Source organism: Sorangium sp. So ce381 (assembly GCF_051473845.1).
Classification (GTDB): domain Bacteria; phylum Myxococcota_A; class Polyangia; order Polyangiales; family Polyangiaceae; genus Sorangium; species Sorangium atrum.
Genome location: NZ_CP150336.1, coordinates 8,185,716 through 8,211,621, shown reverse-complemented (window position 1 = coordinate 8,211,621; position 25,906 = coordinate 8,185,716). Strand labels below are relative to the sequence as shown.

At 69.2% G+C, this 25,906-nt stretch carries 24 protein-coding genes; 14 read left to right on the top strand and 10 right to left on the bottom strand.

The window, feature by feature from the left end:
- Nucleotides 1-33: 33 nt before the first annotated feature.
- The 4 genes from WMF29_RS30355 to WMF29_RS30340 all read left to right on the top strand — a co-directional run bounded on the left by WMF29_RS30355 (nt 34) and on the right by WMF29_RS30340 (nt 7,720).
- Nucleotides 34-1,605, top strand: coding sequence for a response regulator (locus WMF29_RS30355; RefSeq protein WP_437323633.1), 1,572 nt, complete (start codon nt 34-36; stop codon nt 1,603-1,605).
- Nucleotides 1,606-1,874: 269 nt separating this feature from the next.
- Nucleotides 1,875-4,628: a beta-propeller fold lactonase family protein gene (locus tag WMF29_RS30350; protein WP_437323632.1), complete on the top strand. Its 2,754-nt coding sequence runs from the start codon at nt 1,875-1,877 to the stop codon at nt 4,626-4,628.
- 286 nt (nt 4,629-4,914) lie between these two features.
- Nucleotides 4,915-6,273: an LLM class flavin-dependent oxidoreductase gene (locus WMF29_RS30345; RefSeq protein WP_437323631.1), complete on the top strand. Its 1,359-nt coding sequence runs from the start codon at nt 4,915-4,917 to the stop codon at nt 6,271-6,273.
- Between the two features lie 178 nt (nt 6,274-6,451).
- Entirely contained in the window at nt 6,452-7,720 is a 1,269-nt protein-coding gene (locus WMF29_RS30340; protein WP_437323630.1) for an AAA family ATPase, read from the top strand.
- Nucleotides 7,721-7,774: 54 nt separating this feature from the next.
- Here WMF29_RS30340 and lysA read toward each other — a convergent pair whose 3' ends face one another.
- The 4 genes from lysA to WMF29_RS30320 all read right to left on the bottom strand — a co-directional run bounded on the left by lysA (nt 7,775) and on the right by WMF29_RS30320 (nt 11,889).
- Nucleotides 7,775-9,082 (bottom strand): diaminopimelate decarboxylase, encoded by a 1,308-nt coding sequence (gene lysA / locus WMF29_RS30335; protein ID WP_437323629.1) that lies wholly within the window; start codon nt 9,080-9,082, stop codon nt 7,775-7,777.
- Between the two features lie 194 nt (nt 9,083-9,276).
- A complete protein-coding gene (locus WMF29_RS30330; protein WP_437323628.1) occupies nt 9,277-10,833 on the bottom strand; it encodes a phospholipase D-like domain-containing protein in 1,557 nt (518 codons plus the stop codon).
- Nucleotides 10,834-10,840: 7 nt separating this feature from the next.
- Nucleotides 10,841-11,062 (bottom strand): hypothetical protein, encoded by a 222-nt coding sequence (locus WMF29_RS30325; protein ID WP_272094528.1) that lies wholly within the window; start codon nt 11,060-11,062, stop codon nt 10,841-10,843.
- 284 nt (nt 11,063-11,346) lie between these two features.
- On the bottom strand, nt 11,347-11,889 hold the full coding sequence (locus tag WMF29_RS30320; protein WP_437323627.1) for a hypothetical protein: 543 nt from the start codon (nt 11,887-11,889) through the stop codon (nt 11,347-11,349).
- On the opposite strand from WMF29_RS30320, the gene WMF29_RS30315 reads away from it, so the two are divergent.
- Entirely contained in the window at nt 11,888-12,388 is a 501-nt protein-coding gene (locus WMF29_RS30315) for a hypothetical protein (protein ID WP_437323626.1), read from the top strand. The two genes, WMF29_RS30320 and WMF29_RS30315, sit on opposite strands and share 2 nt — an antisense overlap.
- Nucleotides 12,389-12,816: 428 nt before the next feature.
- Here the strand turns inward: WMF29_RS30315 and WMF29_RS30310 are convergent, their stop codons facing one another.
- The 4 genes from WMF29_RS30310 to WMF29_RS30295 form a co-directional block, all read right to left on the bottom strand.
- Nucleotides 12,817-13,560 (bottom strand): hypothetical protein, encoded by a 744-nt coding sequence (locus WMF29_RS30310; RefSeq protein WP_437323625.1) that lies wholly within the window; start codon nt 13,558-13,560, stop codon nt 12,817-12,819.
- A 640-nt stretch (nt 13,561-14,200) separates the two neighbouring features.
- Entirely contained in the window at nt 14,201-15,334 is a 1,134-nt protein-coding gene (locus WMF29_RS30305; protein WP_437323624.1) for a glycoside hydrolase family 11 protein, read from the bottom strand.
- Between the two features lie 694 nt (nt 15,335-16,028).
- The gene (locus WMF29_RS30300) at nt 16,029-16,199 is read right to left on the bottom strand and encodes a hypothetical protein (protein ID WP_437323623.1); all 171 of its coding nucleotides are present in this window, start codon (nt 16,197-16,199) and stop codon (nt 16,029-16,031) included.
- A gap of 47 nt (nt 16,200-16,246) precedes the next feature.
- Entirely contained in the window at nt 16,247-17,614 is a 1,368-nt protein-coding gene (locus WMF29_RS30295; protein WP_437323622.1) for a sigma-54 interaction domain-containing protein, read from the bottom strand.
- A 179-nt stretch (nt 17,615-17,793) separates the two neighbouring features.
- Between WMF29_RS30295 and WMF29_RS30290 the strand changes: the two genes are divergently transcribed.
- The 6 genes from WMF29_RS30290 to WMF29_RS30265 all read left to right on the top strand — a co-directional run bounded on the left by WMF29_RS30290 (nt 17,794) and on the right by WMF29_RS30265 (nt 22,428).
- A complete protein-coding gene (locus WMF29_RS30290) occupies nt 17,794-18,117 on the top strand; it encodes a 4Fe-4S dicluster domain-containing protein (protein WP_272094522.1) in 324 nt (107 codons plus the stop codon).
- Nucleotides 18,118-18,222: 105 nt separating this feature from the next.
- Complete coding sequence (locus WMF29_RS30285) at nt 18,223-18,918, top strand: hypothetical protein (RefSeq protein ID WP_437323621.1); 696 nt, start codon at nt 18,223-18,225, stop codon at nt 18,916-18,918.
- The gene (locus tag WMF29_RS30280) at nt 18,915-19,457 is read left to right on the top strand and encodes a hypothetical protein (RefSeq protein WP_437323620.1); all 543 of its coding nucleotides are present in this window, start codon (nt 18,915-18,917) and stop codon (nt 19,455-19,457) included. Before WMF29_RS30285 ends, WMF29_RS30280 begins: the two co-directional genes overlap by 4 nt.
- A gap of 694 nt (nt 19,458-20,151) precedes the next feature.
- Nucleotides 20,152-20,703, top strand: coding sequence for a hypothetical protein (locus WMF29_RS30275; protein WP_437323619.1), 552 nt, complete (start codon nt 20,152-20,154; stop codon nt 20,701-20,703).
- Nucleotides 20,700-21,680, top strand: a complete 981-nt coding sequence (locus WMF29_RS30270; RefSeq protein WP_437323618.1) for an HTTM domain-containing protein — start codon at nt 20,700-20,702, stop codon at nt 21,678-21,680. Before WMF29_RS30275 ends, WMF29_RS30270 begins: the two co-directional genes overlap by 4 nt.
- A 70-nt stretch (nt 21,681-21,750) precedes the next feature.
- Complete coding sequence (locus WMF29_RS30265) at nt 21,751-22,428, top strand: hypothetical protein (protein ID WP_437323617.1); 678 nt, start codon at nt 21,751-21,753, stop codon at nt 22,426-22,428.
- 200 nt (nt 22,429-22,628) lie between these two features.
- On the opposite strand, the gene WMF29_RS30260 is transcribed toward WMF29_RS30265, so the two are convergent.
- Nucleotides 22,629-23,105, bottom strand: coding sequence for a helix-turn-helix domain-containing protein (locus WMF29_RS30260; RefSeq protein WP_437323616.1), 477 nt, complete (start codon nt 23,103-23,105; stop codon nt 22,629-22,631).
- A 322-nt stretch (nt 23,106-23,427) separates the two neighbouring features.
- Here WMF29_RS30260 and WMF29_RS30255 point away from each other — a divergent pair, with 322 nt between their 5' ends.
- Nucleotides 23,428-24,081: an FMN-binding negative transcriptional regulator gene (locus WMF29_RS30255; RefSeq protein WP_437323615.1), complete on the top strand. Its 654-nt coding sequence runs from the start codon at nt 23,428-23,430 to the stop codon at nt 24,079-24,081.
- A 4-nt stretch (nt 24,082-24,085) separates the two neighbouring features.
- Here WMF29_RS30255 and WMF29_RS30250 read toward each other — a convergent pair whose 3' ends face one another.
- Nucleotides 24,086-24,208 carry a hypothetical protein gene (locus WMF29_RS30250; RefSeq protein WP_437323614.1) on the bottom strand — a complete coding sequence of 41 codons (123 nt, stop codon included), beginning with the start codon at nt 24,206-24,208 and terminating at the stop codon, nt 24,086-24,088.
- Between the two features lie 98 nt (nt 24,209-24,306).
- Here WMF29_RS30250 and WMF29_RS30245 point away from each other — a divergent pair, with 98 nt between their 5' ends.
- Both WMF29_RS30245 and WMF29_RS30240 read left to right on the top strand, forming a co-directional pair.
- Nucleotides 24,307-24,537 (top strand): hypothetical protein, encoded by a 231-nt coding sequence (locus WMF29_RS30245; RefSeq protein WP_437323613.1) that lies wholly within the window; start codon nt 24,307-24,309, stop codon nt 24,535-24,537.
- Between the two features lie 80 nt (nt 24,538-24,617).
- The gene (locus WMF29_RS30240; RefSeq protein WP_437323612.1) at nt 24,618-25,580 is read left to right on the top strand and encodes a hypothetical protein; all 963 of its coding nucleotides are present in this window, start codon (nt 24,618-24,620) and stop codon (nt 25,578-25,580) included.
- Nucleotides 25,581-25,906: the final 326 nt, after the last annotated feature.

Sequence of the window (25,906 nt, the reverse complement as noted above, 5' to 3'; positions counted from 1 at the left end):
CGAAGGGTGAGGTTAGCCGCTGGAGAGGGCAGTGTGACGAATGTGAGTGATACGGGCACGGTCCTGATCGTCGACGATGAGCCACGCAACCTGAGGCTGCTCCGCGACAACCTCTCGGGCTGGGGGTTCGAGATCGCGGCCGCGACGAACGGCCTGCGAGCCATCCAGCTCGCGAAGGAAGTGGCCCCGGATCTCATCTTGCTGGACGTGAAGATGGAAGGGATCGACGGCTTCGAGACGTGCCGGCGGCTCAAGGCGGATCCGGCCACGAGCGACATCCCTGTCATCTTCATGACGGCGAGCACGGAGATGAACGCGGACAAGGTGAAGGGGCTGAACCTCGGCGCCGTCGAGTTCCTCCTCAAGCCGTTCCAGAGCGAGGAGCTGCTCGCGCGCGTCCGGGTGCAAACGAAGCTCAGGCAGCTGATGAAGAGCCTCGCGGCGCAGGTCGAGGAGCGCGTCGCCGCCGAGGCGGCGCTGCAGAAGCTCACGCACGAGCTGGAGCGGCGCGTGGCAGCGCGGACGGCGGAGCTCGAGCGGGCCTTGGAAGAGCTCACGCAGGCTCAAGCCCATATGGCGACGGTCATCGGGGCAGCGCAGACGGTCGCCGGCGAGGTCGTCCTCGACAGGGTGCTCGATCGGCTGCTGCGGATCACGCTCGAGCACGCCGGCGCCGAGCGGTGCGTCCTCGTGCTCGCGCGCGAGGGCGGGCTCTTCGTGGAGGCTTCGATCACGAGGGATCGCCCGGACGCGGTCCGGCTGGGGCTCGCGACGCCCGTCGAGGCGGACGAGCAGCTCGCCGTGACGGTCATCCAGGGAGTGGCCAGGACCAAGGAGTCCGTCTTCATCCAGGATACGCGCGGCGAGCCTGGCCTCGCCGGGGACCGCTACCTCGGGGCGAGCGGACCGCGGTCGATCCTCTGCATGGCGATGATGCATCAGGGCGAGCTGACGGGCGTCCTGTACGTCGAGCGCGAGGCGGTCCCTCACCCCTACACACCGACGCAGCTGGAGACGCTGAGGCTCCTCGCCTCCCAGGCGGCCGTGGCCGTGAAGGTCGCTCTCCTCTACGCCGCCCTCCGCAGGTCGAACGAGCAGCTGGAGACGGAGGTCGCGCGCCAGACCGAGGAGCTCCGCAGGACGAACGAGCGGCTGACGCTGGAGCTCACCGAGCGCGAGCGCGCGGAGCTGGCGCGCGCGGCGCTGCAGGAGGAGATCATCCGGGTGCAGAAAGAGCGGCTGGCGGAGCTCTCCACGCCGCTCATCCCGATCACCGAGCGGATCATGGTCATGCCGCTGATCGGGACGATCGACGCCAGCCGGGCGCAGCAGGCGCTCGAAGCGGCGCTGAACGCCGTGCACGGGAACCGGACGGACGTCGTGATCATCGACGTCACGGGCGTGACGATCATCGACTCCGCGGTCGCGACCACGCTGATGGCCACGGCGGCGGCGCTCCGGCTGCTCGGCGCGACGACGGTGATCACCGGCCTGCGCCCCGAGCTGGCGCAAACGCTCGTCTCGCTCGAGATCGATCTCAGCACCGTGGTCACCCGGGGGACGCTCCGGAGCGGCATCGATTACGCGCTGCGACAGGTCCGCTGACGTCGTCTCGCCGGCGCGCCTGCGGGACCGCGCGGGTGAGGCGGCACACGGCGGCGCACGGTGGCGTAGGGTGGCGTACGGAGACTCGATATCATGACTGTCACCCTGTGCGACCACGTAGCCAGAACACTGCCAGCGAACTGGCCATGACGGCGCGACCGCCCGAACGTTTTTTTGTTGTTAATTCTATTTATTCTACATAGCTTGAAAGAATGCTGCCATCACGCTGTCTGCGCCGTTTCCTGGCTGTGAGCGCAGGTGCTACGGCCATGCTCCTCGCCGCCGCTCTCCCCGCGGCGGCCGCCACGCCGTTCACGACATTCGAATCGGGTCAGGTCCGCCCCCTGGCCCTGTCGGCGAACGGCAAGCTGCTCTTCGCGGTGAACACGCCCGACAACCGGCTGGAGATCTTCCGCGTCGAAGCCAATCGTCTGCAGCTCAAGGCGTCCGTGCCCGTGGGGCTCGAGCCGGTCGCCGTGGCTGCCCGGGGCGACGATGAAGTCTGGGTGGTGAACCACCTGTCCGACAGCGTGAGCGTGGTCGACGTTCGAGACCCCGAAAGGGCGCGCGTCGTCCGCACGCTGCTCGTGGGCGATGAGCCGCGCGACATCGTGTTCGCCGGTCCGCAGCGCTCGCGGGCCTTCATCACCACGGCCCACCGCGGGCAGAACGCCCCCTTCGATCCGCAGCTCTTGACGCCCGGCATAGGGCGCGCGGACGTCTGGGTGTTCGATGCGAGGCGGCTCGGGACGTCGCTCGGCGGCACGCCGCTCTCCATCGTGACGCTCTTCAGCGATACGCCGCGCGCGCTCGCGGTGACGCCGGACGGCAGCCGGGTCTACGCCGCCGCTTTCCACTCGGGGAACCGCACGACCGTCATCGACGAGAGCCTCGTGCCGGACGGCGGGGAGGCCGCGGGCGGGCTGCCAGGGCCCGACACCAACTTCGAGGGAGTCCCCCGGCCGGAGGTCGGGCTCATCCTTAAATTCAACGGAGCCCACTGGGTCGACGAGCTGGGCCGCCCCTTCGACGACGCGGTGCGCCTCTCGCTGCCCGACAAGGACGTCTTCGTCATCGACGCGCTCGCCAACCCGCCGCGCCAGGTGGACGGGCCAGGCGGATTCTTCACGGGCGTGGGGACCATCCTGTTCAACATGGTCGTGAACCCTGTGAACGGGAAGGTCTATGTGTCCAACACCGACGCCCGGAACGAGCAGCGCTTCGAGGGGCCCGGGATCTTCGCTGGCCACAGCGTGCGCGGCCACCTGCACGAGAGCAGGATCACCGTCCTCGGTCCGGGCGGCGTCGCCCCGAGGCACCTCAACAAACACATCGATTACAGCAGCTGCTGCGCGCCGGTACCGAACGACGAGAGCAAGAAGAGCCTGGCGCAACCGACGCAGATGGCCGTGACGCGCAACGGCGCGACCCTGTATGTCGCGGCGCTCGGCTCGGACAAGATCGGCGTCTTCGACACAGCGAAGCTCGAGAACGACACGTTCGTGCCCAGCGCCGCGAACCAGATCCGCGTCCCTGGCGGCGGGCCGACCGGCCTCGTCCTCGATGAAGACAGGCAGCGGCTCTACGTGCTCGCGCGCTTCGATAACGCGATCTCGGTCATCGATACCCGGACCCGCCGCGAGGTCGCGCACGTGCCGATGCACAACCCGGAGCCTCCGAGCGTCGTCCGGGGGCGCCGCGTCTTCTATGACGCGTCGCGGAGCTCGAGCCACGGCGACTCGTCCTGCGCGAGCTGCCATATCTTCGGCGACTTCGACAGCCTCGCGTGGGACCTCGGGAACCCGGACGGCACCGCGCTGGAGAACCCGGGACCGTTCTGCACCGATCTCTTCGGCCAGGATACGAGCTTGCACCCGATGAAGGGGCCGATGACGACCCAGAGCCTGCGCGGCATGGCGAACCACGGGCCGATGCACTGGCGCGGCGACCGCACGGGCGGCCATGATGCGCCCACGTCCCAGCCGGACAGCGGGGTGTTCGACGAGCGGGCGGCGTTCAAGAAATTCAGCGGATCGTTCGTCGATCTGCTCGGGCGAGACGAGACGATCTCGGAGGAGGAGATGGACGATTTCACGGACTTCATCCTCCAGGTCACGTATCCACCCAACCCCATCCGCGCGCTCGACGACTCGCTCACGCCCGATCAGAGCGCGGGGCGCGACTTCTTCGGGGGGCCCGTGTCGAGCATCCTCGGCGCCTCGTGCATCGGGTGCCACGTCGTCGACCCCGACGCCAACCCCGACGACTTCGCGCCGGGCTTCTTCGGCAGCGACGGCGGATCGGCCAACGCCAACGAGACCCAGCTCTTCAAGGTCCCGCACCTGCGCAATCAGTACCAGAAGGTCGGGATGTTCGGCATGGCGGAGTCGTTCGTGTTCCCGTTCGGCGGCTCCAACGCGCACATGGGCGACCAGGTCCGCGGCTTTGGCTTCCTCCACGACGGCGCCGTCGATACGCTCGTCCGGTTCAACGCCTTCTCCGATTTCGTCCAGACCCCGGAGAACCCCGGCGGCTTCCCTGTCGATCCCGAGGGGGAGCTCCTGAAGCGCCAGGTGGCGGAGTACATGCTGGCGCTGGAGTCGAACCTGAAGCCCATCGTGGGCCAGCAGATCACGCTCACGTCGTCGAACGCGGCGGTGGCCGGCCCCCGCGTCGATCTGCTCGTGGCGCGCGCCGACGCCGGCGACTGCGATCTCGTGGTCAAGGGCTGGTCACAGGGGGACGAGGTGGGCTTTCTGTACATCGGCAATGGCCGCTTCGACGCCGACCGCGCGCGCGCGCCGCGGCGATCGGACGGCGAGCTCCGCTGGCTGGGCACGAGGGGCGGCGGCGAGCTGACGTATACCTGCGTGCCGCCCGGGTCGGGCGAGCGCATCGGCGTCGATCGCGACGGCGACGGCTTCCGCGACGGCGACGAGCGGGACGCCGGCAGCGACCCGGCCGACCCGCAGAGCATTCCGCGACGGGGACCGCACGGGCCGTTCCCGTGGCCGCATCGCTGAGCGGAACGATCGCGCGCGCTCACCCGCCCATCGACCGGTGAGCTGCCGCGGACGGGTGCTTCCCTGACAGCAATGCTTCCGCAGCGCTGGTGATCCGTTGCTGCCCTCGCAGCACGTCGGGGGGCAGGGGAGGGCCGGCGCTTCGATCTCCGCCGCTGCGCCCGTGGCTCCGGCGCCGGGCACGGCGCTTGCGCTCTGGGCGTGGTGAGCGCGTGGTGATCGCGTGCGGCGGTCGCGCGGCGACGCGCCCTCGCGCGCACGTGAAGGACCGAGACCGAGGACATCCATGAGCGACAATCAGCGGAAGATCCGTTTGGGCGCCTTTTTGCCTGGCGCAGGACACCACGTGGCGGCCTGGCGGCACCCGCAGGCGCAGGCGGACGGAGGCATCAACTTCGCGCATTACAGGCGCATTGCGCAGGCGGCGGAGCGGGCCAAGTTCGACGCCGTGTTCCTGGCGGACGGGCTCGCCTTGCAGAACCGGCCCGGAGCGCAGGGCCGCACCGCTTATGGGGCCAGCTTCGAGCCGGTCACCTTGTTCTCTGCGCTCGCGGTCGTCACCGAGCGCATCGGCTTCATCGCCACCGCGTCCACCACGTACGAGGAGCCTTACCTGCTGGCCCGCAAGTTCGCCTCGCTGGACCATATCAGCCAGGGGCGCGCAGGCTGGAACGTGGTCACCACCGGCGGGGGCGAGGCGGCGGGGAACTTCGGGCTCGACGCTCACCCCGATCACGCGCAGCGCTATGTCCGGGCGCGCGAGTTCGTCGATGTGGTGACCGGCCTGTGGGACAGCTGGGAGGACGACGCCTTCCTCCGCGACAAGGCGTCGGGGGCTTACTACGACCCGGCGAAGCTGCACACGCTCGATCACAAGGGGAAGTTCTTCTCCGTTCGAGGGCCGCTCAACATCCCGCGTCCGCCGCAGGGACACCCGGTGATCGTGCAGGCGGGGTCGTCGGAGGCGGGCAGGGAGCTCGCGGCCGAGACCGCCGAGGTGATCTTCACCGCGCAGCAGACGCTGGAAGACGCGCAGGCCTTTTACGCCGACGTCAAAGGCCGGATGGCCAAGTACGGGCGGCACCCTGACCAGCTGAAGATCATGCCGGGGGTGTTCCCCGTGGTCGCAAGGACGGAGTCGGAGGCCAGGGCGAAGTACCAGGAGCTGCAGGACCTCATCTTGCCGGAGGTCGGGCTGTCGCTGCTCTCGGGCCTGTCGGGCGGGATCGATCTGTCCGCGTATCCGGTGGACGGGCCGCTCCCCGAGCTGCCCGAGACCAACAACAACAAGAGCCGGCAAGCGCTGATGTTCGACATCGCGCGCAAGCGCAACTTGTCCATCCGGGAGCTCTACCTCTGGGTGGCTGGAGCGCGCGGGCACTGGACGATCGTGGGCTCGGTGGAGCAGATCGCGGATCAGCTGGAGGCGTGGTTCACGCAGGGCGGCGCCGACGGGTTCAACGTGATGCCGCCGTGGCTGCCGGGCGGGCTGGACGACTTCATCGAGCTGGTGATCCCGGAGCTGCGGCGGCGCGGGTTGTTCCGAACGGAGTACGAGGGCCGCACGCTGCGGGAGAACCTCGGGCTGGCTCGGCCGGCAAACCGCCACGCGGCCGGCGCGAAGCCGCGGGCGTCGGCGGCCTGAAGGCACCTGGTCTGGCTCGAGCTCGTGGAGCTGGCCGTGCCGATGGGTCCGGCAGAGAAGCAGAACGCCCGGCCCACTGTGCTGGACGCTCAGGGCTCGTGCCGCTCGCTCAGGGCTCTTGCCGCTGATGGGTGGCGGAGTAGTGTCGGGGAGGGCACGCCGCCCCGCCCGAGGCGCCATGAGCATCCAGGTCCCCATCGGCATCGACGATTTCCGCCGGCTCCGCGAACTCGGGCTCGAATACGTCGACAAGTCGCACCTGATCCAGGAACTCCTCGACAGGCCGGGCACCGAGGTCGTCCTGCTCCCGCGCCCGCGGCGCTTCGGCAAGACGCTCAACCTCTCCATGCTGCGCTGTTTCTTCGAGCGGCACGCACAGGATCTCTCCCCGCTGTTTCGTGATCTTCGGATCTGGCAGGCCGGCGAGCAGTACCGCGCGCACTTCCAGCGCTACCCGGTGCTCCACCTGACCTTCAAGGGGGTGAAGGCCGAGAGCTTCGACGCGTTCTGGGAGGGCGTGCAGGACAGGATCGCGCGCCTCTTCGACGAGCACCGCGACCTGCTCGACAGCGGCGCGCTGAGCGAGCGTGAAGCCCGGCGGTATCGCGAAGTCCTCGACGGCACGGCTGGCAGGATCGCATACGAGACAGCGCTGCTCGACCTGTCGAGCTATCTCCACCGATCCCACGGCGAGCGTGTGGTCATCCTCCTCGACGAGTACGACGAGCCCATCCACGCCGGGTATCGCCACGGCTACTCGGCGCAGGTCATCGGCTTCTTCCGTGCGTTCCTCACCGAGGGCCTCAAGGGCAATCCGCACCTGTTCAAGGCGGTGCTCACCGGCGTCCTGCGCGTGGCCCAGGAGAGCATCTTTTCAGGTCTCAACAACGTGGCTGTCTACTCGCTGCTCGCGCCGGAGTTCGACACCTGCTTCGGGTTCACCGAGCCCGAGGTCGAGTCGCTGCTCACGAGGTCTGGCCGGCTTGAGCGGCTCCCGTCGCTGCGCGCCTGGTACAACGGGTATCTGTTCGGCGACACCGTCGTCTACAACCCCTGGAGCGTCCTGAACTTCCTCTCCCGCGAAGACGGCGCGCCGCAGCCCTACTGGGTGAACTCGATCTCGAACGATCTGGTGCGCGAGCAGCTCGAGCGGCGCGCGCTCGCGCTCGAGCCGGCGTTCGCGACGCTGCTCGACGGCGGCAGCGTCGAGCGCGTGCTCGACGAGAGCGTGCCGCTCGGGGAGCTCGACCGGAGCGACGAGGTGCTGTGGAGCCTCCTCGTCTTCACGGGATACCTCAGGGCCGAGAAGCGCTCGCGTGGACCGATGGAACAGCCTTCGCACCTGCTCTCGATCCCGAACCGCGAGGTCCGGGGCGTGTACTCGACTATCTTCGGGCCGTGCATTGAGCTGGGTGCGGCGAGCGTCCCTTTCGCCGTCCCGCAATGAAGCTCAGGTGCGCGGGAGCGGGACGCACCTTCGTGCGCCCCAGGGGTATGCCGCTCAGCCGCAGCCGTTCGCGCCTGCCGCCTCTCCCGACGCCGCGCGCAGGCGCTCCTTGATCTCGTCGGACAGGCACATCCGCGAGACCATGTCCTCGAACGTGTCGCGCCGCCGGATCAGCCGGCTCTTCCCGCCGTCGATGAGCACCTCGGCCGGACGCAGGCGGCCGTTGTAGTCGTAGCTCATCACGTGGCCATACGCGCCCGCGTCCATCAGGACGACCACGTCCCCCGCGGCGACGTCCGCGGGGAACTCGCGCTCCGCGATCCACATGTCCGTGTTCTCACAGACCTGGCCCGTCATCGCCATCGGCGCCGTCGGGCCGCGGCGGCCGTCGATCCGCACCTCGTGGTACGCGCCGTACATCACCGGGCGCGCCATCGTGTTCATCGAGATGTCCGTGCCGATGATCGTCTTGTATCCCTGCTTGATCGAGATCACCCGCCCGAGCACGTAGCCCGCGTCCCCGACGAAGTAGCGCCCCGGCTCCATGACGAGGCGCGGCTCCTTCAGGCCGTGCTCCGCGCACTTCTTCCGGACCACCGCGGCGATCCCGCGGGCGACGGCCTCCACGTCGAGCGACGGCTGCTCCCTCCGGTAAGGGATGCCGAGCCCGCCGCCGATGTCCATGAACGCGAGGTCGAAGCCGAGCTTCCGGGCCACCGGGCCGATCAGGTCGAGCAGCTTGCCCGTGACGTGCGCGAAGTTCTCCGGCTTGTGCGCCTGCGAGTGAGGCATCATGTGCACCCCGAGCCGCTCGACCCCGTTCTCGAGCGCCGTGCGATAGGCCTCCTCCACGTAGCGCGGGTGGATCCCGAACTTCGCGGACGGGCCCGCGAACGGCTTCAGGTCGGGGGTCGCGATGTCCTCGCCGCTCGGGTTGATCCGGAACGACAGACAGCGCGGCTTCCCGAGCGAGAACAGGCGCTTCAAGATGCCGTGATCATCCACGTTGAAGACCACCCCGGCGCGCAGCCCCGCGGCGAGGTCCTCGTCCGACAGGCTGTTGCCCGTGTAGATGATCCGCTCGCCCGACAGCCCGAGCGCCTGCGCCAGGCGGATCTCGTTCGGGCTCGCGGCGTCCACGCCGGAGCCCTCGTCGACCAGGAGCTTCGCTATCTCCAGGTTGTTGCACGCCTTGATGGCATAGAAGACGGACACCTCCGGGTAATTGCCGCGCAGCGCCCGCGTGAGTCGACGGAAGTTCTCCCGGATGCGCTCGGCATCGTAGGCATAGAGCGGTGTTCCGTATTGCTCCGCGAGGTCGCGGACCGAAATGCCCCCGATCTTGATCTCTGCCTCTTGCATACTCCTCGTCGCGTCAACGCTTCAACTTTGAGAGACAACCTGAAGAAACCGTTCGCAATTCCGCGGCACAGCCTACCATGTGCCCCTGGCGGCCGGAAGGGGCGCGCCCTGCCTCGGGGTCCAGGAAGACCGCGGGTGCCCGGGCCCGCGCCCGCGCCTCCCAGGCGCCCTCGCCCGGAGCGCCTCGCGCGCGCCTATTTCGCGGGGTCCCGGCTGGCGAAGAGGTGCCGCCAGAGCGCGCCGAGCCCGCCGACGAACAGCGAGCCCTGGCGCTGGTCGATGTCCTCGACCGCGGCGGGGTCGAACGGCAGCTGCTGCGGGTCGATCACCTCGAGCAGGGCGCGCTCGTCCGCCGTGGGCGAGGGGTGGAGCCTCAGCCGGCACGAGCTCCCAGGCGTGCGCGGCCCGCTCGCCGGGCTCGCCAGCCCGTCGAGGCAGGCGACGAGGTCGTCCACCCGATCGAAGTCCGTGTCCCCCAGGTGCTCGCCGATGAGCGACGCGCGCGCCGCGCGGATCGAGCGGCCCAGCGCGTCGTCGGGGTCGTCGGTCTCGACCGAGGCGTTGATCTCCGTGTCGATCGAGAGGCTGCGGTTCGTCAGGTTGGCCGAGCCCACGGTGAGGAAGCGGTCGTCGACGATCATCAGCTTCGAGTGGATGTACGTGGCGCGCTCGGCGGTCTCGTCCTCGCCGCACGCCGGCAGGGTGTAGTAGACGCCGAGGTGATGGCCGGTCTCGGCCGCCACGTCGCGCAGCCCGCCGAGCACCTTGGCCTGGGAGAGGCCGACGGCGATCTGCTCCTTCATCGTCTCGGCCTCCATGTTGAGCACGAGCACCACGTCGAGGAGCGGCCGGCCCTCCGCGCGCATCCGCCGCGCGAGCCCCTCGGCGATGACGTGAGAGCTGAAGTACTGCGTCTCGATGTAGATGAAGCGCTCCGCGGCGTCGATGGCGTCGAGGTAGAGGTCGCGTATCTCCGTGCAGTGCGCGGCGCCGGTGGGCGCGCCGTGCGGATCGGTGCGGCTCAGCGTGACGTGCGCCGCCGCGAGGGGGACGCCGCCCTCGGGCCGGTAGTCGGGGAACGTCGGCTCGGCCCCGTCGAGGTCCGGCAGCGTGATGTCCACGCCGCCCGCGCGCCGCCAGCGATCCGTGAAGATCTCGGTCAGCGCCCGCGCGACCGCGCGGCCGCGCAGGTAGGCCTGCACGTCGTGAAACGGCTTGTGCGGCTCTCCTCGGCTGACGCGGAGCGGGTTCTTGTTCGTGTGGCTGCGGTCGTCCCAGCGGTGGTCGCAGAGGTCGAGGCCGCCGAGGAACGAGAGCTCGCCGTCCACCACCACGAACTTCTGGTGGTGCGAGGCGCGCTCGACGTGGGTGGCGTCGAAGAGGAAGCGCAGGCGATGGTTCGTCCACTCGAAGACGAGCTGCTGGAGCCACTCGCGCTCGAGCGCGAACACGAGGTGGAAGTCCCACGCGAGGATGAAGATCTGGAGATCGGGGCTCTGCTCGCAGAGGTGGTTCAGGAACTTGAGCAGCGTGATCGGGCTCGACACCTGCTCCTCCCTACCGCCCCGGAGCAGGGCGACGTCGCTGTCGAACTGCCAGCCGGCGAGGAGCAGATACCGCCGCGCCCTGGACGCGACCCGGTAGAACTCGGGGTAATACTCGTCGGCGTCGACCAGCAGGCCGATGTCGTCCACCGGGGTGTCGCACCACGTGTGGCGTCGAGGGTCGATGATCGTCCGTGCGCCCTTCATCGCGCGCCTATGGCTTCAGGTGCTCCTCGACGAGCCGCTTCAGCCCCGCCACGTCGGGCCGGCTCCCGCTCGCTTCGCCGATCGCGGCGAGCCGCTCCGCCTCGTCGCGCGAGAGATCGGGGCATATCCACTCCAGCAACGCTGCCCAGTCCGGCGCGCCGTCGCAGCTATAGCAGTCATCGGGGATGGGTGTATTGTCGGGGAAATTCCGGAAAACCAGGTACGGCATCGCATCTACCTTCGTGCCGGGATCGCGGTCGCGTCGCCACCGTGTTGCTGCCACCACGGCTCGCGCTCGCGCGGGTTCGCGCAGCGCTGGCCACATAGGCTATGGGGCCGGCGGAGCGAGGGAGCAAGCGTGCCCGGGGCCGCCGGGGCCCTCCGCCGCCGGGCCGTGCCCCGAGCGGGGGGCGGTGCGCGTTCAGGGGAGGAGCAGGAAGGAGGCCGCGCGGCGCGCGCGACGGCGGTCAGGCCATCGCGCTGGCATCACCCACGCGCCGGCGCTCGGCCGTGTCAGGGGGCGCAGCCGATCCGCTCCGGCGCGACCGCCACATCGTCATACCACATCGTCCGCGCCGGGCCGTGGAAGCCGAGGTAGCCGAAGCTGAACGTCTTGTAGTTGAGCGTCTTCACGCCGGTCTTGTCGATGATCTTGGTGCCGTTGGCGTAGACCTGGACGCCGCCCTTGGCGCCGTCGAAGTAGGCCTCCATGCAGTGCCACTGGTCCTTGGGGAGCTTCACACCGTTGCTCCCGCACCGGGTCTCGCCGCCCGTGGACAGGGTGACATCGTCGTGCAGGTTCAGCACGATCTGGCAGTACTGCTCGGCGACCTCCATGTTGTCGCCCGCGTTCGGCTCGCCGTCGCCCGTCATGGCCTGGAAGTAGGCGTTGTGATCGGACTGGCCGAGATCGACGCTGCTGCGCACGTAGAGCCGGACCCAGAACGTCGAGCCGGGCGACGGGACGGAGAGCATCCTCCAGTCGTAGCCGGCGGCACCGGGGTTCACGCGCAGCGCGCGCGTGCCGGCGTGGAAGATCGAGGAGTCGATCGCCATGTTCTTCAGCGCGTCGGCCGCCTGGTACGAGGGACGGTACGTCGCGCCGTCGGGGAGCCCGTCGCCCTCGAAGTCGGAGCAGAACGTCGCGCTCGCCGGGCACCCGCCGGTCGGCGTCCCGCTGCCGGTGCTCGACGTGGCGCTCGTCTCGGGGGTCCCGGTGCTCGTGGTGCTGGTGCTGCTGGGGTCGCCGCCGCCGCCGCTGCTGCTGCTGCTGCCGTTGCTGGTGGTGCTGCCGTTGCTGGTGGTGCTGCCGCTGCTGCCGCTGCTGGTGGTGCCGTTGCTGCTGCTGCCGGCGACGGGGCTGCCCGCGCCCGAGCTCACGCTCGAGGCGCCGCCGGTCCCCGCGCCGCTGCCGCCCGCGCCCCCCGTTTCCGAGGAGTCGCCAGCGCCGTCCGAGCAGCCCGCCGCCGCAGCGGACAGGGCCAGACAGGAGATCCCAACCCAAGTGAAGCGTGCGATTTCGCGATGGAAAGTCATGTTGATGCCCGAAAGGTGATAGGCCCGTTCGCCGGAGCTGCGCGCTGCCGCAGCGCGGCACGTCTGCCGGTGATCCTAAGAAGCTGCCGCTGCGCCGAGGCGCGACCAGCGCCCGACGCGGCTCACAGCTCTAGCAGAATTCGCCGCACCTCGGGAGGCGTTCTTCCGGGTCCAGATGGGCAGTAAATTTCTCAGCGGAGCGGCGAACGCGGATGGCGCGGCGCCTGGGCGGGCTAGACGACCATTGGCGACCTTGTCACGCCAGGAGAGGGCCAAGGTATGCCTAGTTGTGCCAGCAGGGATGGGAAGAGCGCATGGCCACGTGGCTGCGGAGAGGTCGTCCTCCGCGCTCGCCGCCTTGGCCGGCTCGCGTCTCCCGTCGCTGGCTCGCTCCGCTTCTGCGAGGCGTTCTCACGAGAGCCGCGGCCCCGGAACGAGAGCGGTCCGTCACAGCGCGCGACAACCAGGATTGACGGAGTGCACATAGTCGTCGGCCTCGCCGATGATCTGAACGATGGCGCTCCCCATCGGGCATTTGACCCCGAAACCTGTGCTGTGCATGTTGCCGATGCCGGGGCCGACATTGACGCTATCGCTCATCTTCCACGCTTCGACCGTCTGGCACAGCAGCTCGACCCGGTAAACCTGGGTGTCGACCCAGATGTTGATCCCGACCAGGACCTGGTTCGCAGGGCAGATCACGCTGCCCGGCCCGCCGCCGTTGCCGCCGGCGGTCACGGTCTGGAAGGCGGTGCCCAGGGTGCCGTCGCCCGCGAGCGGCGCGCAGATCAGGCCGATTTGATCGATCGAGCCGCCGCTCCGGCCGTGGACGCCGACTGCCACGTTGCCGCTACCACAGGGGATGACGTAAGAGTTGTCGTCGCCCGTGCCGCCGGCGCCGCCCGTGCCGCCGGCGCCGCCCGTGCCGCCGGCGCCGCCCGTGCCGCCGGCGCCGCCCGTGTCGCCGGTGCCGCCCGTGCCACCGGCGCCGCCGCCGCCCGCGTCACCGCCGGCCGTTCCACCGCCGCTGCCGCCAGCGCCGCCGCCCGTCGCGCCCGCGGTGCCCGAGAAATCGAGATCGTCGACCCCCGAGATCGCGTTGCATGCCGCGCTCCAGCAGACGACGGCGAGCGCCGCGGCCATGACCGTCGCGAGGGGCTTCGTCGTCCGGACTGCTGCGTGTTCTCTCATCAGAAGCTCCCGTCGCGGGTGATCTTGCCGGGCCCGAAGCTCGCCTGGAGGGCTGACGAAGCCGAGGGGCCGAGGTGCAGGGTGGGGTCAACCTGGGGGGGTCGGGTGGGCGGCATGAGGGCTCCCCGTTCGGGGATCGAGGTCTCGGTGCGGGCGATGGTCTGCTGTTCCGAGGCCTGGCTGACCCGGAGGGTGCGGTCGTCGTGCCGGGTGGTCAACGACGAGGGCAGCCAGGACGCCTGGCGTGACCATACCTGCGAGAATGGCCGGAAGGAACCCGAACCTCGCCCCGGAGGCCCTCGGGAAAGCGCGGCCGGCCAGCGGCAGGCCCTCGCGGGGAGGCAAACACCCGGGCGTGCGCGGGCGACGCCCCTCTCGCCGCCGATGGTTGGCGACGCCATGGCGGAGCTGTGACACCGCGGGAGCGGCGAAGGGGCTCCTGCGAGGTAGGCGAGCTGAGCGCGCCCGATGCATTGCGAGCGAGAGCGATCGGCGACGGCCGCCGCCAGCCGCTCGAGCTCGCGCCGCGTGTCTGCCAGAGGGGTGGGGAGTCGTGCCTGGGGCTGAAGAAGTCCGGGCACGTGGCGCGCGGGATGGCCATCCCGCGCGCGTTCGTCATGCGACGCTCAAGGCCGAGCGCTCACTTCATCGACACGTTCACGTTGGCGCTACCGCTGCTCTGATAGCCCTCCACGACCATCGAGACCTCGTACAGGTTCCCCATCTTCATCCCCAGGCGATCCCACGCGTTGAAGTGGTTGGCGACGGTGATGGTTCCGCTCGTGCGCTTCTGCTGCCGGACGCTCCAGAACTGATAGAAGGTCGTGTTGCCTTCGATCGACGGCTGGTTGACTCGCTGGGTGCGATAGATGTCATAGGTGCCTCCGTCGCTGGTGACGGTGCCCATGAATCCCTGGCCGCCCGGCGGACGCCAGGTGCCCCAGCTGTCGACGATGTAGTACTCCACGAGCGGGCTCTTCGTCCACCCGTAGACGCCCAGGTACGAGTTGCCGTTCGGCCGGTAGTCGGCCGAGTAGGTCACGATCTGGTTCTTCGACCCGGGCCTCAGACCTTTACGGCCCAGCAGGTTGTTGATGTTGCTCCATTCGACGTTGAATCCGTTCGCCGTGTTGGTCTGGCATCCGCTCCCGGTGTCCTTCCAGTATTCGAAGGTGTAGCCGCAGTGGGTGCCCGTCTGATTACCGCAGACCTGCTGGTTGGGTGAATTGCACGTGCTGCCGCCGCCGGAGCCGCCCGACCCGCCGGAGCCGCCCGACCCGCCGGAGCCGCCCGCCCCGCCGCCGCCGCCGGCGCCTCCCGCGCCCGAGCTGCTGCTCGAGCTCGCGCTGCTGCTCGACGAGCTCGCGCTGCTGCTCGAGCTCGCGCTGCTGCTCGACGACGAGGACGCGCTCGAGCCGTCGATCGTGCCGCCGGAGCCGGTGACCGAGGCGATCGTGGGCCGCCCGCTGCCGTTCGCGCAGAACCCCCACTCCGTCGAGGAGCCCTTGGCGATCGCGCCGTTATGGCTCACGTTCGTGGCGGTGAACTGGCCGCCCGAATCCGTGGCGTTCACGTTCCACGAGTTGCTCCTCGTCGAGCCGTTGAGCCCGACGACGACGTTCCAGCCCGTGGTCGCCGGGCCGCGGGAGTTGTTCTTGACCGTCACGTTCGCGCAGTAGCCGCTTCCCCAGTCCGAGGTGACGGCGACGTTCGCCGACATCGAGCGATCCGCGCTGTCCAGCGCGCCCTCCTGTGCCTCGATGTCCTCGTCCACGATGTTCTCGACGCTGCACGCCAGCAGGCCACACGCGATCGAAGCGGATAGATAGCCAAGTAAGGGAACGATGCGCATTTAAGATTTCTCCATGATCGGATCGGCGGAGTCACGGCCTCTGCTCGAAATGGATTTGTGAACCATCGAGGAAGACGCGAGCCCTCCGAGTCCTTGGTTAAAGTTCAAAATTCCCGGCCAGCGTGCTCGTGATCCGGTGATCACGGATGCGCCCGCGGGCCTGCGCCGACCACATGCCTGGCAATCACGATGTTTGTCGGACAGATGCTCACATGCGAACACCCCGTGTGACGGGGCCGGGCATCAACTCGGAAAAAGCAAGAACAACTCGAACGCGAAGCCGCAAGAAGCAAGTAGCCCCGGCAGTGTCACCCGGAGTCGACCTCTGTACGATCCTGCAACCGTCTGCGGCCCCCGGCCGAGTACGGTCCGGATCGTCAAAGGGGATTAGAATATTCATACAGACAGGAGGTGAAAGTCAAGACTCTTTTCTAAGTCGCGTCCGCTTTTCCCCGGCCCGCCCAGCTGCGTCCTTGGCGTGCTGCTGTTGGTTGTCTCGTAGAGCGCAAGATCCAGCCACGTTGCGCGCGTACGTCCGACGATAGAATCCAGATTCGTTCACTCTCCTCGAAAAGCGACGAACTCTCGAAGAAAACCGGTTTTGCGACGATCGGCGTCATCCGGTATTGCGGTGAAACTCCACGAGGAACAGGGCCTGACCGTCAGGGTCGAACTGATGCAGCAGCTCTGATACGACGATCCTGGGGCGCTCCGGATCCAGGGGAATCTCTCGACCGCCGGGCTCGTCGGTGCGATGGCGGAGCCGCCTGGAGACCATGTGGATCACGCCCCCACACCGGGTAGGGTCGCGTGGTTTGACGGGCCTCTCGGTCGTCAGCCCTTCTCTCCGCCCTTCCGGATCCCGAGCTTCCGCATCTTGCTTTGCAGCGTCGTCGGCTTCAGCCCCAGCGCCGCCGCGGCCCCGTCCTCTCCGTAGATCTTCCCGCCCGCGGCCCGCAGCGCCTCCTCGATGCAGCGCTGAGCGGCCTCTCGGTACGTCATCACGCGCCCTGTCGCGCCGGGCGCAGCGGCGAGCGGCGCTGACAAGATGAGCTCGTCTCCTGTCGACATCACCATCGACCGCTCGATCACGTTCTCGAGCTCCCGCACGTTGCCCGGCCAGCCGTGCGCCCGCAGCCGCGCCATCGACTCCGCGCTCACCCGCGGCGGCGTCCGGCCGAAGGTCGCCGCCACCTTCTCGACGATGACGCGCGTGAGCGGCTCCAGGTCCTCTGGCCGCTCCCGCAGCGGGGGGACGATGATCGGGAATACCTGCAGCCGATAATAGAGGTCGTCGCGGAACGCTCCGCTCGCCACCATGGCCTCGAGCGGCCGGTGCGTCGCGGCGATCACCCGCACCGAGACGCGCACCGCGCCCTCGCCGCCGACGCGCTCGATCTCGCCCTCCTGGAGCACGCGCAGGAGCTTCGCCTGCGCCGCCCTGGGCAGCTCGCCGACCTCATCGAGCAGCAGCGTCCCGCCGCTCGCGCGCTCGAACAGCCCGAGGTGCCGCGCCGCAGCGCCCGTGAACGCGCCGCGCTCGTGGCCGAACAGGGCGCTCTCGACGAGCCCCTCGGGCAGCGCTCCGCAGTTGACCGCGAGGAACGGCCGCTCTGCGCGGCGCGAGAGCGCGTGGATGCGGCGCGCGATCACCTCCTTGCCCGTGCCCGTCTCGCCGCGCACCAGCACGGTCGTGTCCTGCCGCGCGACGAGCGGCACCATCTGCTGGAAGATCGCCCGCATCGCCGGGCCCACCGCGACCACCTCCCTCGGCAGCGCGACGCGATCGAGCTCCTCCTTCAGCGTCCGCTTCTCCCCCTGCGCGCGGCGCGCGATCGCCGCGACGCGCCCGAGGACCTGCACCTGCCGCAGCGCCACGGCGAGCAGGCGACCGATCGCCTCGAGCAGCGCGGGCGAGACGTCGAGCGCCGCGCCGTCGCCGAGCGCCATCGTGGCGCAGCCGACGGCGCCCTCCGCGTCGCGGAGCGCGAAGACGGCCATCGTCTCGCCGCCCGCGCCGCGCCGGACCTCCGGCGCGCCTGGCGCGGCCGCGCCGCGGCGCAGATCGAGCCGCTGCAGCGGGAGATGGCGCGAGAGCGCGGCGCTCACCGCAGGGACGAGCGTCGCCTCGGTGTGCGCGCGGGCCGAGGCCTCGCCGAGGTCGGCGAGCAGGAGGAGGGCGTGATCGGCGGAGGCGGTCATCGTGCGCGGAGCGAGGCCGACGAAATGGCGTCGTGCGGCACCGTAGGAGCGTTGCCTGGACCGCACAAGGCCGTCGAAAGCCCGGGAAAAGCCGCTCGGGCCGCGGGCACGCTCCCTGCTCCCTGCCGAAGGAGGGAGAGGAGAGCGCGCGGAGGACCGCGCCGCGGAAAGGAACCCTCATGGCCTACGTCATCGCCGAGCCCTGCGTCGCCACGTGTGATACCGCCTGTGTCCCCGTCTGCCCCGTGGACTGCATCCACGGCCCGCTCGCGGCGGACGAGATCTCGCGCATTCCCGAGGCAGAGCGGAAGACACGCCTCGCCGGCCTCCAGCTCTACATCGATCCCGAGTCGTGCATCTGCTGCGGCGCCTGCGAGAACGAGTGCCCGGTGGGCGCCATCTTCGATGAGGACGAGCTGCCGGCCGAGTGGCAGCGTTACCGGGAGATCAACGCCCGCTTCTTCGACGACCGCGCGACGGAGCGCGCTCCGGAGAGGACCTGAGCGCGGCTCGGGAGCGGCCGATATCGGCGGGCGACACGAGGAGAGGCGGAGGTGGCTGCGGGGCATTGACAGCCCGGAGTCGCCGCGATGTCATGATTCTCTCACGTGCTCCGCCCACCGGTCAGCTTCCAGGCGCGCGCGATGTGCATCGGGCTCTGCTGTGCGGCGCTCGCGTGCATGGCGCCGCCCGGCCCGAAGGGCGTGCTTCCCTTCCTCGCGTCTCCGGCGGGGCTGGGCGTCGCCGCGCTGGCGCTCATGGCGCTGGGGACGTCGATCGAGGAGCTCGGCAGGATCCGGCGCATCCGCGCCGGCGTGGGCCTCTGCATCGTGGCCGCCGCGCTCATCGCGGCCGGCGCGCTGTGGGGCGCTGCGCTGCCCGGGCTCAAGCCGTCGCTCGCCTGGTTCGCCTGGCTTCTTTATGGCGCCGGCGCGACCGGCGTCTCCCTCGCGCTCCGGCGTGACATCGCCGTCTTCCGCGATCCGCGTCACGGTCAATCCGTCCGCCTGGAGTCGATCTCGGCCGACGCCGTTCGTCTCACCGCCAACGGCGCTCCGGTCACCATCCCTGCCGCGCAGATCCGCAGCGTGAGCCTCGGCGCCGGCCTCGAAGGGCGGGGCGTCTTCGTCCTCGTCGGCAGCCGGGACAAGGTGATCGGCGACGCGCGCGCGCTCCCCTGGGTCGCCGCCCACCGGGACGGCGACACCTTCCTCTTGACCGAGCACCAGGCGGCGATCGACGCAGAGGTCCTGGCCGTGCGGCTGCACGAGGCGGCTGCCGCCAGCGGAGGGGATTATCGATGAAGGCGAGCGAACACGCGGCGGACGACGCTCTCGAGATCCCGCTCCGCCGTCCCTACCCGGAGCTCCTCCTGAGCGCCTTCTTCTTTGCGGTCTGCGCGGCGGTCCTCGCCCACCGGGCCCAGATGAACGACCGCGGCCTGATCCTGAACGGGATCATCCATTTCGAGCCCGGAGGCGCCGACGTCTTCTACGCGGTGCTGGCGATCCTGTCAGGGGCCTTCTGCGCGCTCGGCGTCGTCGGCGCTGCGCGGTTTGCGGCGCTCAAGGAGTTCCGGATCGTCCTTGGCCCTCGATCGATCTCGTTGCCGTCGATGCATCCGCTCCGTGGTGCGCGGGAGGTCACCGTGCCGCTCGATCGCGTCGAGTCGGTGGAGCTGCAGCCCCCGGCCAAGCCGATCACGCTGGTGATCCGCGAGGACGATCGCTCCCACAGCATCCCGCAGCGCTGGCTCGCCAAGGGCTGGCCGGCCGAGGAGGTCGCCGGCGCGATCATCGCGCGGGTGCGGGGGGCACACGCGGGGGAGCGCGACGGCGGGTAGCGCCCCGAGCGATGTGAGATCGTGGCGGCGGCGCGGCGGTAGCGCTGCTGCCGCACGAGCACGAGAAGGAGGAGCTCCTCGTGCCTGTTCAGCGCACAAGGCCGCTCGTCCCCTTCACAGGAGGCCAGAAATCGCTGGCACGTTCGCCGGGTCCAAGCCCCTCCTCGGACGGCGCCGGGCCGTCCTTGGCTGTGCGCTTGCCCCTCTGGGCGTCGGGCGCACCATCACCCGGCACGTAAGTCAGCGTGCCCGGGCAGAAGGACAGGAATCGAAAATGAAACAGTCGAGATTGAACGGCGCTCTCGTGGCGACCGCGGTCGTTGTTGTCGCTCCGCTCGCTCGTGCGGCCAGCACGATACCGATTCAGGACCTCGCGCTCGTCGAGGAGACGAGCACATCGGGCTCGGCGGACGCGAGCGCCAGCGATCGTCACGGCATCCACGGGCCTCACGGCCATCACGGCCACCACGGCCATCACGGCTACCGCGGCCATCGGGGGGTCGGGGCCGACGTTCCGCGGGCAGGGCTCCCGACTCCGGTCGTGAGCCTGACGGCTGGTCAGCGCTGATCCCTGACGGTTCACGGCGGCGCTTGCAGGTCGAGTCGACGCTCGGCCCGAGCGCCGCCGTGCCGGCAGCGCGGATCGTCCGGTCGGGAGAGGTGCCGGCGTCGCGGCACCCTGGAGGTGAGTCGCATGAACGGAACAGCCACGGGCCGAGGACGGGCCATCCTTCTGCTTGCCGCAGCGGCGGCGCACCTCGTGGTGGTCTGCCTGGGCGCTCTGCAGGTCAGCGTGGGAGACGGGGGCTGGGCGCGCCGGGCGGTGCAGGTTTATGGCCTGCTCTCCGGAGCGGACAGCGGATACTCGTTCTTCGCTCCGGGGGTCGGAACGACGCTCTCCGCGAGCTTTCAGGTGAACGGCGCGAACGGGAGCAAAGCCACCGACGTCCTGGAGACGGGGGTGAGCCGTGAAGCAGATATCCGGGTCAGGAACATCATCGGGATGTTCTCGCTGGAGGACGATCCGATGGTGAGGCGCTCGCTCGTGGCTTCCTGGGCCGGCAAGGTGCTCGCCAGGCACCCAGACGCCGACAGCGTCGTCGTACGACTCGACACGTTCGAGCTCCCCACGATGGCGGAGTACCGCGACGGCAAGCCCACGGGATGGAAGCTGAATTATCGAGCGAAATTCGTGCATCGCGCGAAGCTCGTGCGCGCGCAGCAAAGCGGCGGGAGCGCGCCGTGAACGCGCGATCGACGGCTGCTCCCCGGGCTGCGCTCGAGCGTGGGATCGCGCGAGCGTGCGTGGCCGTCGAGCGCTTCGCCTTCGCTCCTGCGTCGGCGGCGCCGCTCGCCGTCCTCCGGATCGGGCTCGCCTCGGTTCTTCTCCTCCAGGCGGCGATGGTCGCTCCTGCGCTCTTCGAGCTTTATGGGCGATCGGGCATCCTCCAGACACCATTCCTCGACGCGCTCGGGAGGCCGGGGTCTGTCCGGCTCGGCTGGCTGATAGACCGCCTCGCCACGCTCGGAATCGGAGAGTCGCCCATCATCGCCGCCGTGGGCGCCCTTTACGTGCTCGCGCTCGGCGCGCTGCTCGCGGGATGGTACACGAGGGTGGCCGCCGCAGGCGCCTGGTTCGCCCACCTGATGCTGATGATGACGGCGGACAGCACGAATTACGGCGTAGACCAGTTCGCCAACATCTTCCTGTTCTATCTCCTGTGGATGCCGGCGGGAGCGGCGCTCTCGCTCGATCGACGGCTCGGCCGCGCGCCCGCCGGGCCCACGAGCATGGCGCGGCTCGCCCTGCGCGTGGTGCAGATACACCTCTGCATCGTCTACCTCGCGAGCGGGCTGGGAAAGGCGCTCGGTGAGCAGTGGTGGAACGGCGATGCCATCTGGCGGACGCTCAACCTGCCCGAGTATCGGCAGCGCGACTTCACCTGGCTTGCCCGCTATCCATGGCTCGCCGTGGGCGCGGGCTGGATGGTGCTGCTCATCGAATGCGGCTATCCCCTCATGATCTGGCCGCGGCGCACCCGGCGGCTCTGGGTGGCGGCCACCGTGGCGCTCCACGTCGGCATCGCGGCCTTCATGGGGCTCGGCACCTTCGGAGCCATCATGACCGTGCTGACCATCTCTGCGTTCGCGGTGCGCGCAGATGGCTGGCGCGACAATCGCGCGGGTGCGGGGGGCGCAAGCGGGCAGCGCGCCGGCGGGTAGCGCCCCGCAGGTCGTGGGATCTCGGCGGCGATGCGGTAGTAGGATGGCGCCCGATCAGGAGGAGAGATCCATGAAGACCGCGGCCGCGCTGGTGAAAGACATTCGCGAAGAGCTCCGGAGCATCGACGATCAGCTGAGGGCCCACCCCTATCCGGACGCCATCGAACGGGGAGAGGTCACGGCCCTTGGATTGAGGGCCTTCCCGGGCCACCAGCACCACGTGGTGCTCAGCGACCTGCGCTCGATGGCGATGATGCTCCAGCGCTTCGGGGACACGCCCTGGCGCGATTTCTGGAGCGGCGTCCTCCAGGGCGAGCTCGTGGCGCCGGACGGGATCGCCGCCATGGGCTGGAAGCTCGGCATGACGAAGGACGATCTGGAGCGGTACGAGGTCACCGCGGAGGGGTTCGCGTACGCCGTCCAGATGGCCTGGGCGGCGGCCAACGCCTCGGCGGCCGAGATCGCGTGCGCCCTGCTCATCAACTTCCCAGCGTGGGGGTTCAACTGCGGCAGGATGGGCAAGGCGCTCCGCGACCGGTACGGCTTCGGCCCCGAGCACACCGCCTTCCTGGACGCGTTCGCGGCGCTGCCGTCGTTCGAGGACACCGCGGTCGCCATCGTGCAGGACGGGCTCGACCGCGGCGTGGAGCCCCGCGCGATCCGCCGCACGACCAGGCTATTTCAGGCGTATGAGAGGATGTTCTGGGACGCGATGATGGCGCTGGGAGCGCAGAAGGCGAGCGGCTAGCGACGGCGCGCCGAGGAGACGATATCGGGGTTCCGCAGGACGAAGAACTGCTGTCCGGCCGAATACGCGAAGCTCAGGCCGCCCGACACGATCACCGTGGCGGCTTTGCCGAGACGAGATATTTCCTGCGTGCCCCGTGCGCCCTCGCCGTTTCTCTTCCCTTCTGTTGATTTCCTCGGGGCTGCCTCATCGTGGGTGCTCTAGCGCCGCCCTTCCTCGCCTTCACACCCGTACTTCTCACGGATCTCCACCGCCATCCGGTGCACCACCGCGCCGGCGTCCGCGCGCACGTGCAGCTCCAGCCCCGGCATCAGCTCCACGCGCCGCCACGCCCGGCCGAGCTCAGCGGCGTCCGCGCGCTCCCCCGCGCCGGGCGCTGCGCTCTCGGCTAGCTCGGGCGGCAGCACCTCCTTTGCCAGCTCCTCGAGCGGGATCTCGGCGAGCTTCCGCTTGATCTCCGGGAGCAGCAGGTTGCGCTCGCGCAGCTTCTTGATGGCGAGCGCCCGCACCAGGTGCTCGCGGCCGTACGTCGTGCGGCGGCCGTGGAACGCGGGCTTGTCCATCAGACCCTCCGCGAACCAGTGCTTGATCGTGCCGGTGCTGACACCGGCGGCGCGCGCAAGCTCGACGGCGCTGTAGCCGCGCGGGGCGACAGGGGGCGCAGGGACCAGGGGCATCGAGACATCCTAGCCAAAGAACCAGACAAAAGTCGACGGAATCTAGAAAATCAACCTGCTTTTATGGGTGCAATCGGGCCGAATCCAGAATTTTTCTGCCAGAATCAGGCTAATTGAAAGCAATATCAAGAAAATCAATTCAAATAACTGGGTAATATGGCCCTGGATCCAGAAAAAGCGTCCTCGGCACGTCGGCCTCTCGCGCCGCGGGCAGCTCCTCTCCGGACAGGACAGCGACTGCCCGCTGCCGCTCGCGATGAAGGCCGCCCAGTAGACGAGCCCCTTCGCCGCCGGCGCGCGCTCCGTGGTACACCCTGCGGTCATGACGACGGGCGCGCCGCGATCCATCTACCTCCCCCGGGTCTACGAGGCGCCCGAGCTCGCCGATCTCCACGATCTCATCGACGCGCACCCGTTCGGCATGCTCATCGCGCCCGGGGAGGACGGCGTGCCCATGATCGCGCACGTGCCCTTCCTCCTCGAACGTGACAGCGGCTCTCACGGCACCTTGCTCGCGCACGTCGCGCGGGCCAACCCGATCCGTCGCGCGCTCGACGGGAGCACGCCGGTCCTGGCCGTCTTTCGCGGGCCGCACGGGTACATCTCGCCCGGGTGGTACGCCTCGCGTGATGACGTGCCGACCTGGAACTACGCTGTCGTCCACGCGCACGGCGCGCCGCGGGCCATCGAGGACCACGACGCGCTCCTCGCGCTGCTCGCGCGCCTCTCCGACGTGAACGAGCGCGGGCAGGCCGAGCCCTGGAGCGTCGCGGAGCTCTCGCCGGAGAAGCGAGCCGCGCTGCTCCCCGCGATCGTCGGCCTCTCCATGGAGATCACGCGGATCGAGGGCAAGCTCAAGCTGTCGCAGAACCGCCGCCCCGAGGATCGCGACGGCGCCATCGCCGGGCTGCGCGCGCGGGGCACGCCCGACGACCTCGCGCTCGCGGAGGCGATGGAGCGCGCCCGCCCTCGCTGAGCCGTCAGCTCCGCTCCCCGCCGCCGTCCCAGCCGAGCGCGGGGCGGCCGTGGGGCGCCGTGCTCACGGCGGAGCGGCGCTCGACGTGAGGCGGCGCTTCCTCGAAGCGCGCCCGGGCAGTCCCCACGCCGGCCGCATCGAAGCGGGCGCCGGGATCTGCACGCGCGCGACGAAATGGTGATCGCGGGGACGGAACCCGGAGATTGTGCGGCGGGAGGCGTTGTCATGAGGCTCCTGCAAGCCAACTCTTCGCTCTGCGGCTTCCCGGTGCTCTCGCTCGTCGCCCCCGGGTGCGGGATCGCGATCCCGGGCAAGGGCACCGACGCCGACGAGCACAGCGTGCGGCGGCAGCGGCACCACGGCCGCGTCGGGGGGATCAGGCGTCGGAGGGGGCGAGCGCTGCTTGCCCGGCATCCTGGCGACATCCCAGAGCGGTCGGGCTTCGCAACGCATTGAATTCAGGAAAATTCAACCTGTTCGGCGCTCCAGGCAGCGGTCGTGGAGGGGCGGCTCCTCCACAGGTACGGGAGATGTGAATGTTCAAAATGTTTGGCATAGACAAGGTGTTGGCAGGGATGGGCTTGTTGTCGGTGGGCCTTGCTTCCTGTGGCGGCGAAGTTGCAGGTGATGAACCGGCGGTCGTCGGGATGGAGTTCGGTGAGGCTGAACAAGGGCTGGCGAACGGAACGCTCGTCTCGAATCGCTGGGCGGGTGGCATCGTTGATATCGGTTTCAAGGTCGGGAATCAGTGGGTCATGTCCGGCTGCAGCGGACAGGTCGTGTCTCGTGACGCGATAGTGCTTGCCGCCCATTGTATTCGTCGCTGGTTGACGCCGGACACGGCCAATCCGCCGATCAACTTCAATCCGCCGGATACCGGGACCGCGTGGTTTGCGGCCTACCGAATGAACGAAGACGGCACCTGGACCTGCATCACGGATCCTGCCGGTGGTTGTCAGCTGCAGGCAAGCTGGGCGGTGCCATCGACGTACCTGGGTGTGTATCACACGGCAACCCAAGCATGGACCGGCGACAACGCGGATCGCGATGTTGCCACGTTGAACTTCGGCACGAACTTCGCGAACATCGTGCAGAAGGACGCAGCCTATCTGAATGCCGGCGGTGACTCGACCGTCGGGACCGCCTACGGCTACGCAGACTCGCCAGCGAGCGACGGCAGGCTTCGCGGGGGGAGTTTCTCTGGTATTGCCTTGAGCGGCGGGGCCTACACGAAGACTGTCCCACAGGCCGACCCACACCTGTGCGCCGGCGATTCGGGCGGGCCGTTGCGCTTCCTGACCAGCGCGGCGACCACTCCAGAAAGCACCGTTCGTTCGGGTGTCCTTTCTGGAGTCAACTCCAAGGGAGGGTGCAGCGGTGCCAACGTGGACAATATCTGGGCGCCAATCAACAGCAACCGTACCTTCATCGAGGCGAACATCGGTCGGGCATGTGCCACCGTGGTTCAGAACGGCTGGAGCACCCGCGACTGCTGGTGAGCTCTGGAGCGCCCCGCCGCATCCAACCTTGCGCCGCCCATTCGATGGTCTGACGCGGAGGCAGCCCGGGTCGTGCACGAGGCGATCGGCCGGCTGCTCGGGCTGCCGGTGGCACCTGAGCGGTGAACGGGCCTGGACCGAACGTCGAGCCCGCCGCTCGCGTCGACTCGCCGCCGGAGCCTTTCCTCACACGTGCGAGATCGCATAGGGCGATCGTGTCAGCTCGACCCGGCCCTGAGACCGGAGCTGAAGTTTCTCGAAATTTACAAAGCGCTTGGACTTCCTGCCCGCCGACCCGGAGGAGGAGACTACCAGCTCCTCGGATC

What these genes read in the sequence shown, in the direction of transcription:
- WMF29_RS30350 (WP_437323632.1), top strand. Translation starts at nt 1,875, where the DNA reads ATGCTCCTCGCCGCCGCTCTCCCCGCGGCGGCCGCCACGCCGTTCACG.
- WMF29_RS30345 (WP_437323631.1), top strand. Translation starts at nt 4,915, where the DNA reads ATGAGCGACAATCAGCGGAAGATCCGTTTGGGCGCCTTTTTGCCTGGC.
- WMF29_RS30340 (WP_437323630.1), top strand. Translation starts at nt 6,452, where the DNA reads ATGAGCATCCAGGTCCCCATCGGCATCGACGATTTCCGCCGGCTCCGC.
- lysA (WP_437323629.1), bottom strand. Translation starts at nt 9,082, where the DNA reads ATGCAAGAGGCAGAGATCAAGATCGGGGGCATTTCGGTCCGCGACCTC.
- WMF29_RS30330 (WP_437323628.1), bottom strand. Translation starts at nt 10,833, where the DNA reads ATGAAGGGCGCACGGACGATCATCGACCCTCGACGCCACACGTGGTGC.
- WMF29_RS30325 (WP_272094528.1), bottom strand. Translation starts at nt 11,062, where the DNA reads ATGCCGTACCTGGTTTTCCGGAATTTCCCCGACAATACACCCATCCCC.
- WMF29_RS30315 (WP_437323626.1), top strand. Translation starts at nt 11,888, where the DNA reads ATGTTCTTCAGCGCGTCGGCCGCCTGGTACGAGGGACGGTACGTCGCG.
- WMF29_RS30320 (WP_437323627.1), bottom strand. Translation starts at nt 11,889, where the DNA reads ATGGCGATCGACTCCTCGATCTTCCACGCCGGCACGCGCGCGCTGCGC.
- WMF29_RS30310 (WP_437323625.1), bottom strand. Translation starts at nt 13,560, where the DNA reads ATGAGAGAACACGCAGCAGTCCGGACGACGAAGCCCCTCGCGACGGTC.
- WMF29_RS30295 (WP_437323622.1), bottom strand. Translation starts at nt 17,614, where the DNA reads ATGACCGCCTCCGCCGATCACGCCCTCCTCCTGCTCGCCGACCTCGGC.
- WMF29_RS30290 (WP_272094522.1), top strand. Translation starts at nt 17,794, where the DNA reads ATGGCCTACGTCATCGCCGAGCCCTGCGTCGCCACGTGTGATACCGCC.
- WMF29_RS30280 (WP_437323620.1), top strand. Translation starts at nt 18,915, where the DNA reads ATGAAGGCGAGCGAACACGCGGCGGACGACGCTCTCGAGATCCCGCTC.
- WMF29_RS30275 (WP_437323619.1), top strand. Translation starts at nt 20,152, where the DNA reads ATGAACGGAACAGCCACGGGCCGAGGACGGGCCATCCTTCTGCTTGCC.
- WMF29_RS30265 (WP_437323617.1), top strand. Translation starts at nt 21,751, where the DNA reads ATGAAGACCGCGGCCGCGCTGGTGAAAGACATTCGCGAAGAGCTCCGG.
- WMF29_RS30260 (WP_437323616.1), bottom strand. Translation starts at nt 23,105, where the DNA reads ATGCCCCTGGTCCCTGCGCCCCCTGTCGCCCCGCGCGGCTACAGCGCC.
- WMF29_RS30255 (WP_437323615.1), top strand. Translation starts at nt 23,428, where the DNA reads ATGACGACGGGCGCGCCGCGATCCATCTACCTCCCCCGGGTCTACGAG.
- WMF29_RS30245 (WP_437323613.1), top strand. Translation starts at nt 24,307, where the DNA reads ATGAGGCTCCTGCAAGCCAACTCTTCGCTCTGCGGCTTCCCGGTGCTC.
- WMF29_RS30240 (WP_437323612.1), top strand. Translation starts at nt 24,618, where the DNA reads ATGTTCAAAATGTTTGGCATAGACAAGGTGTTGGCAGGGATGGGCTTG.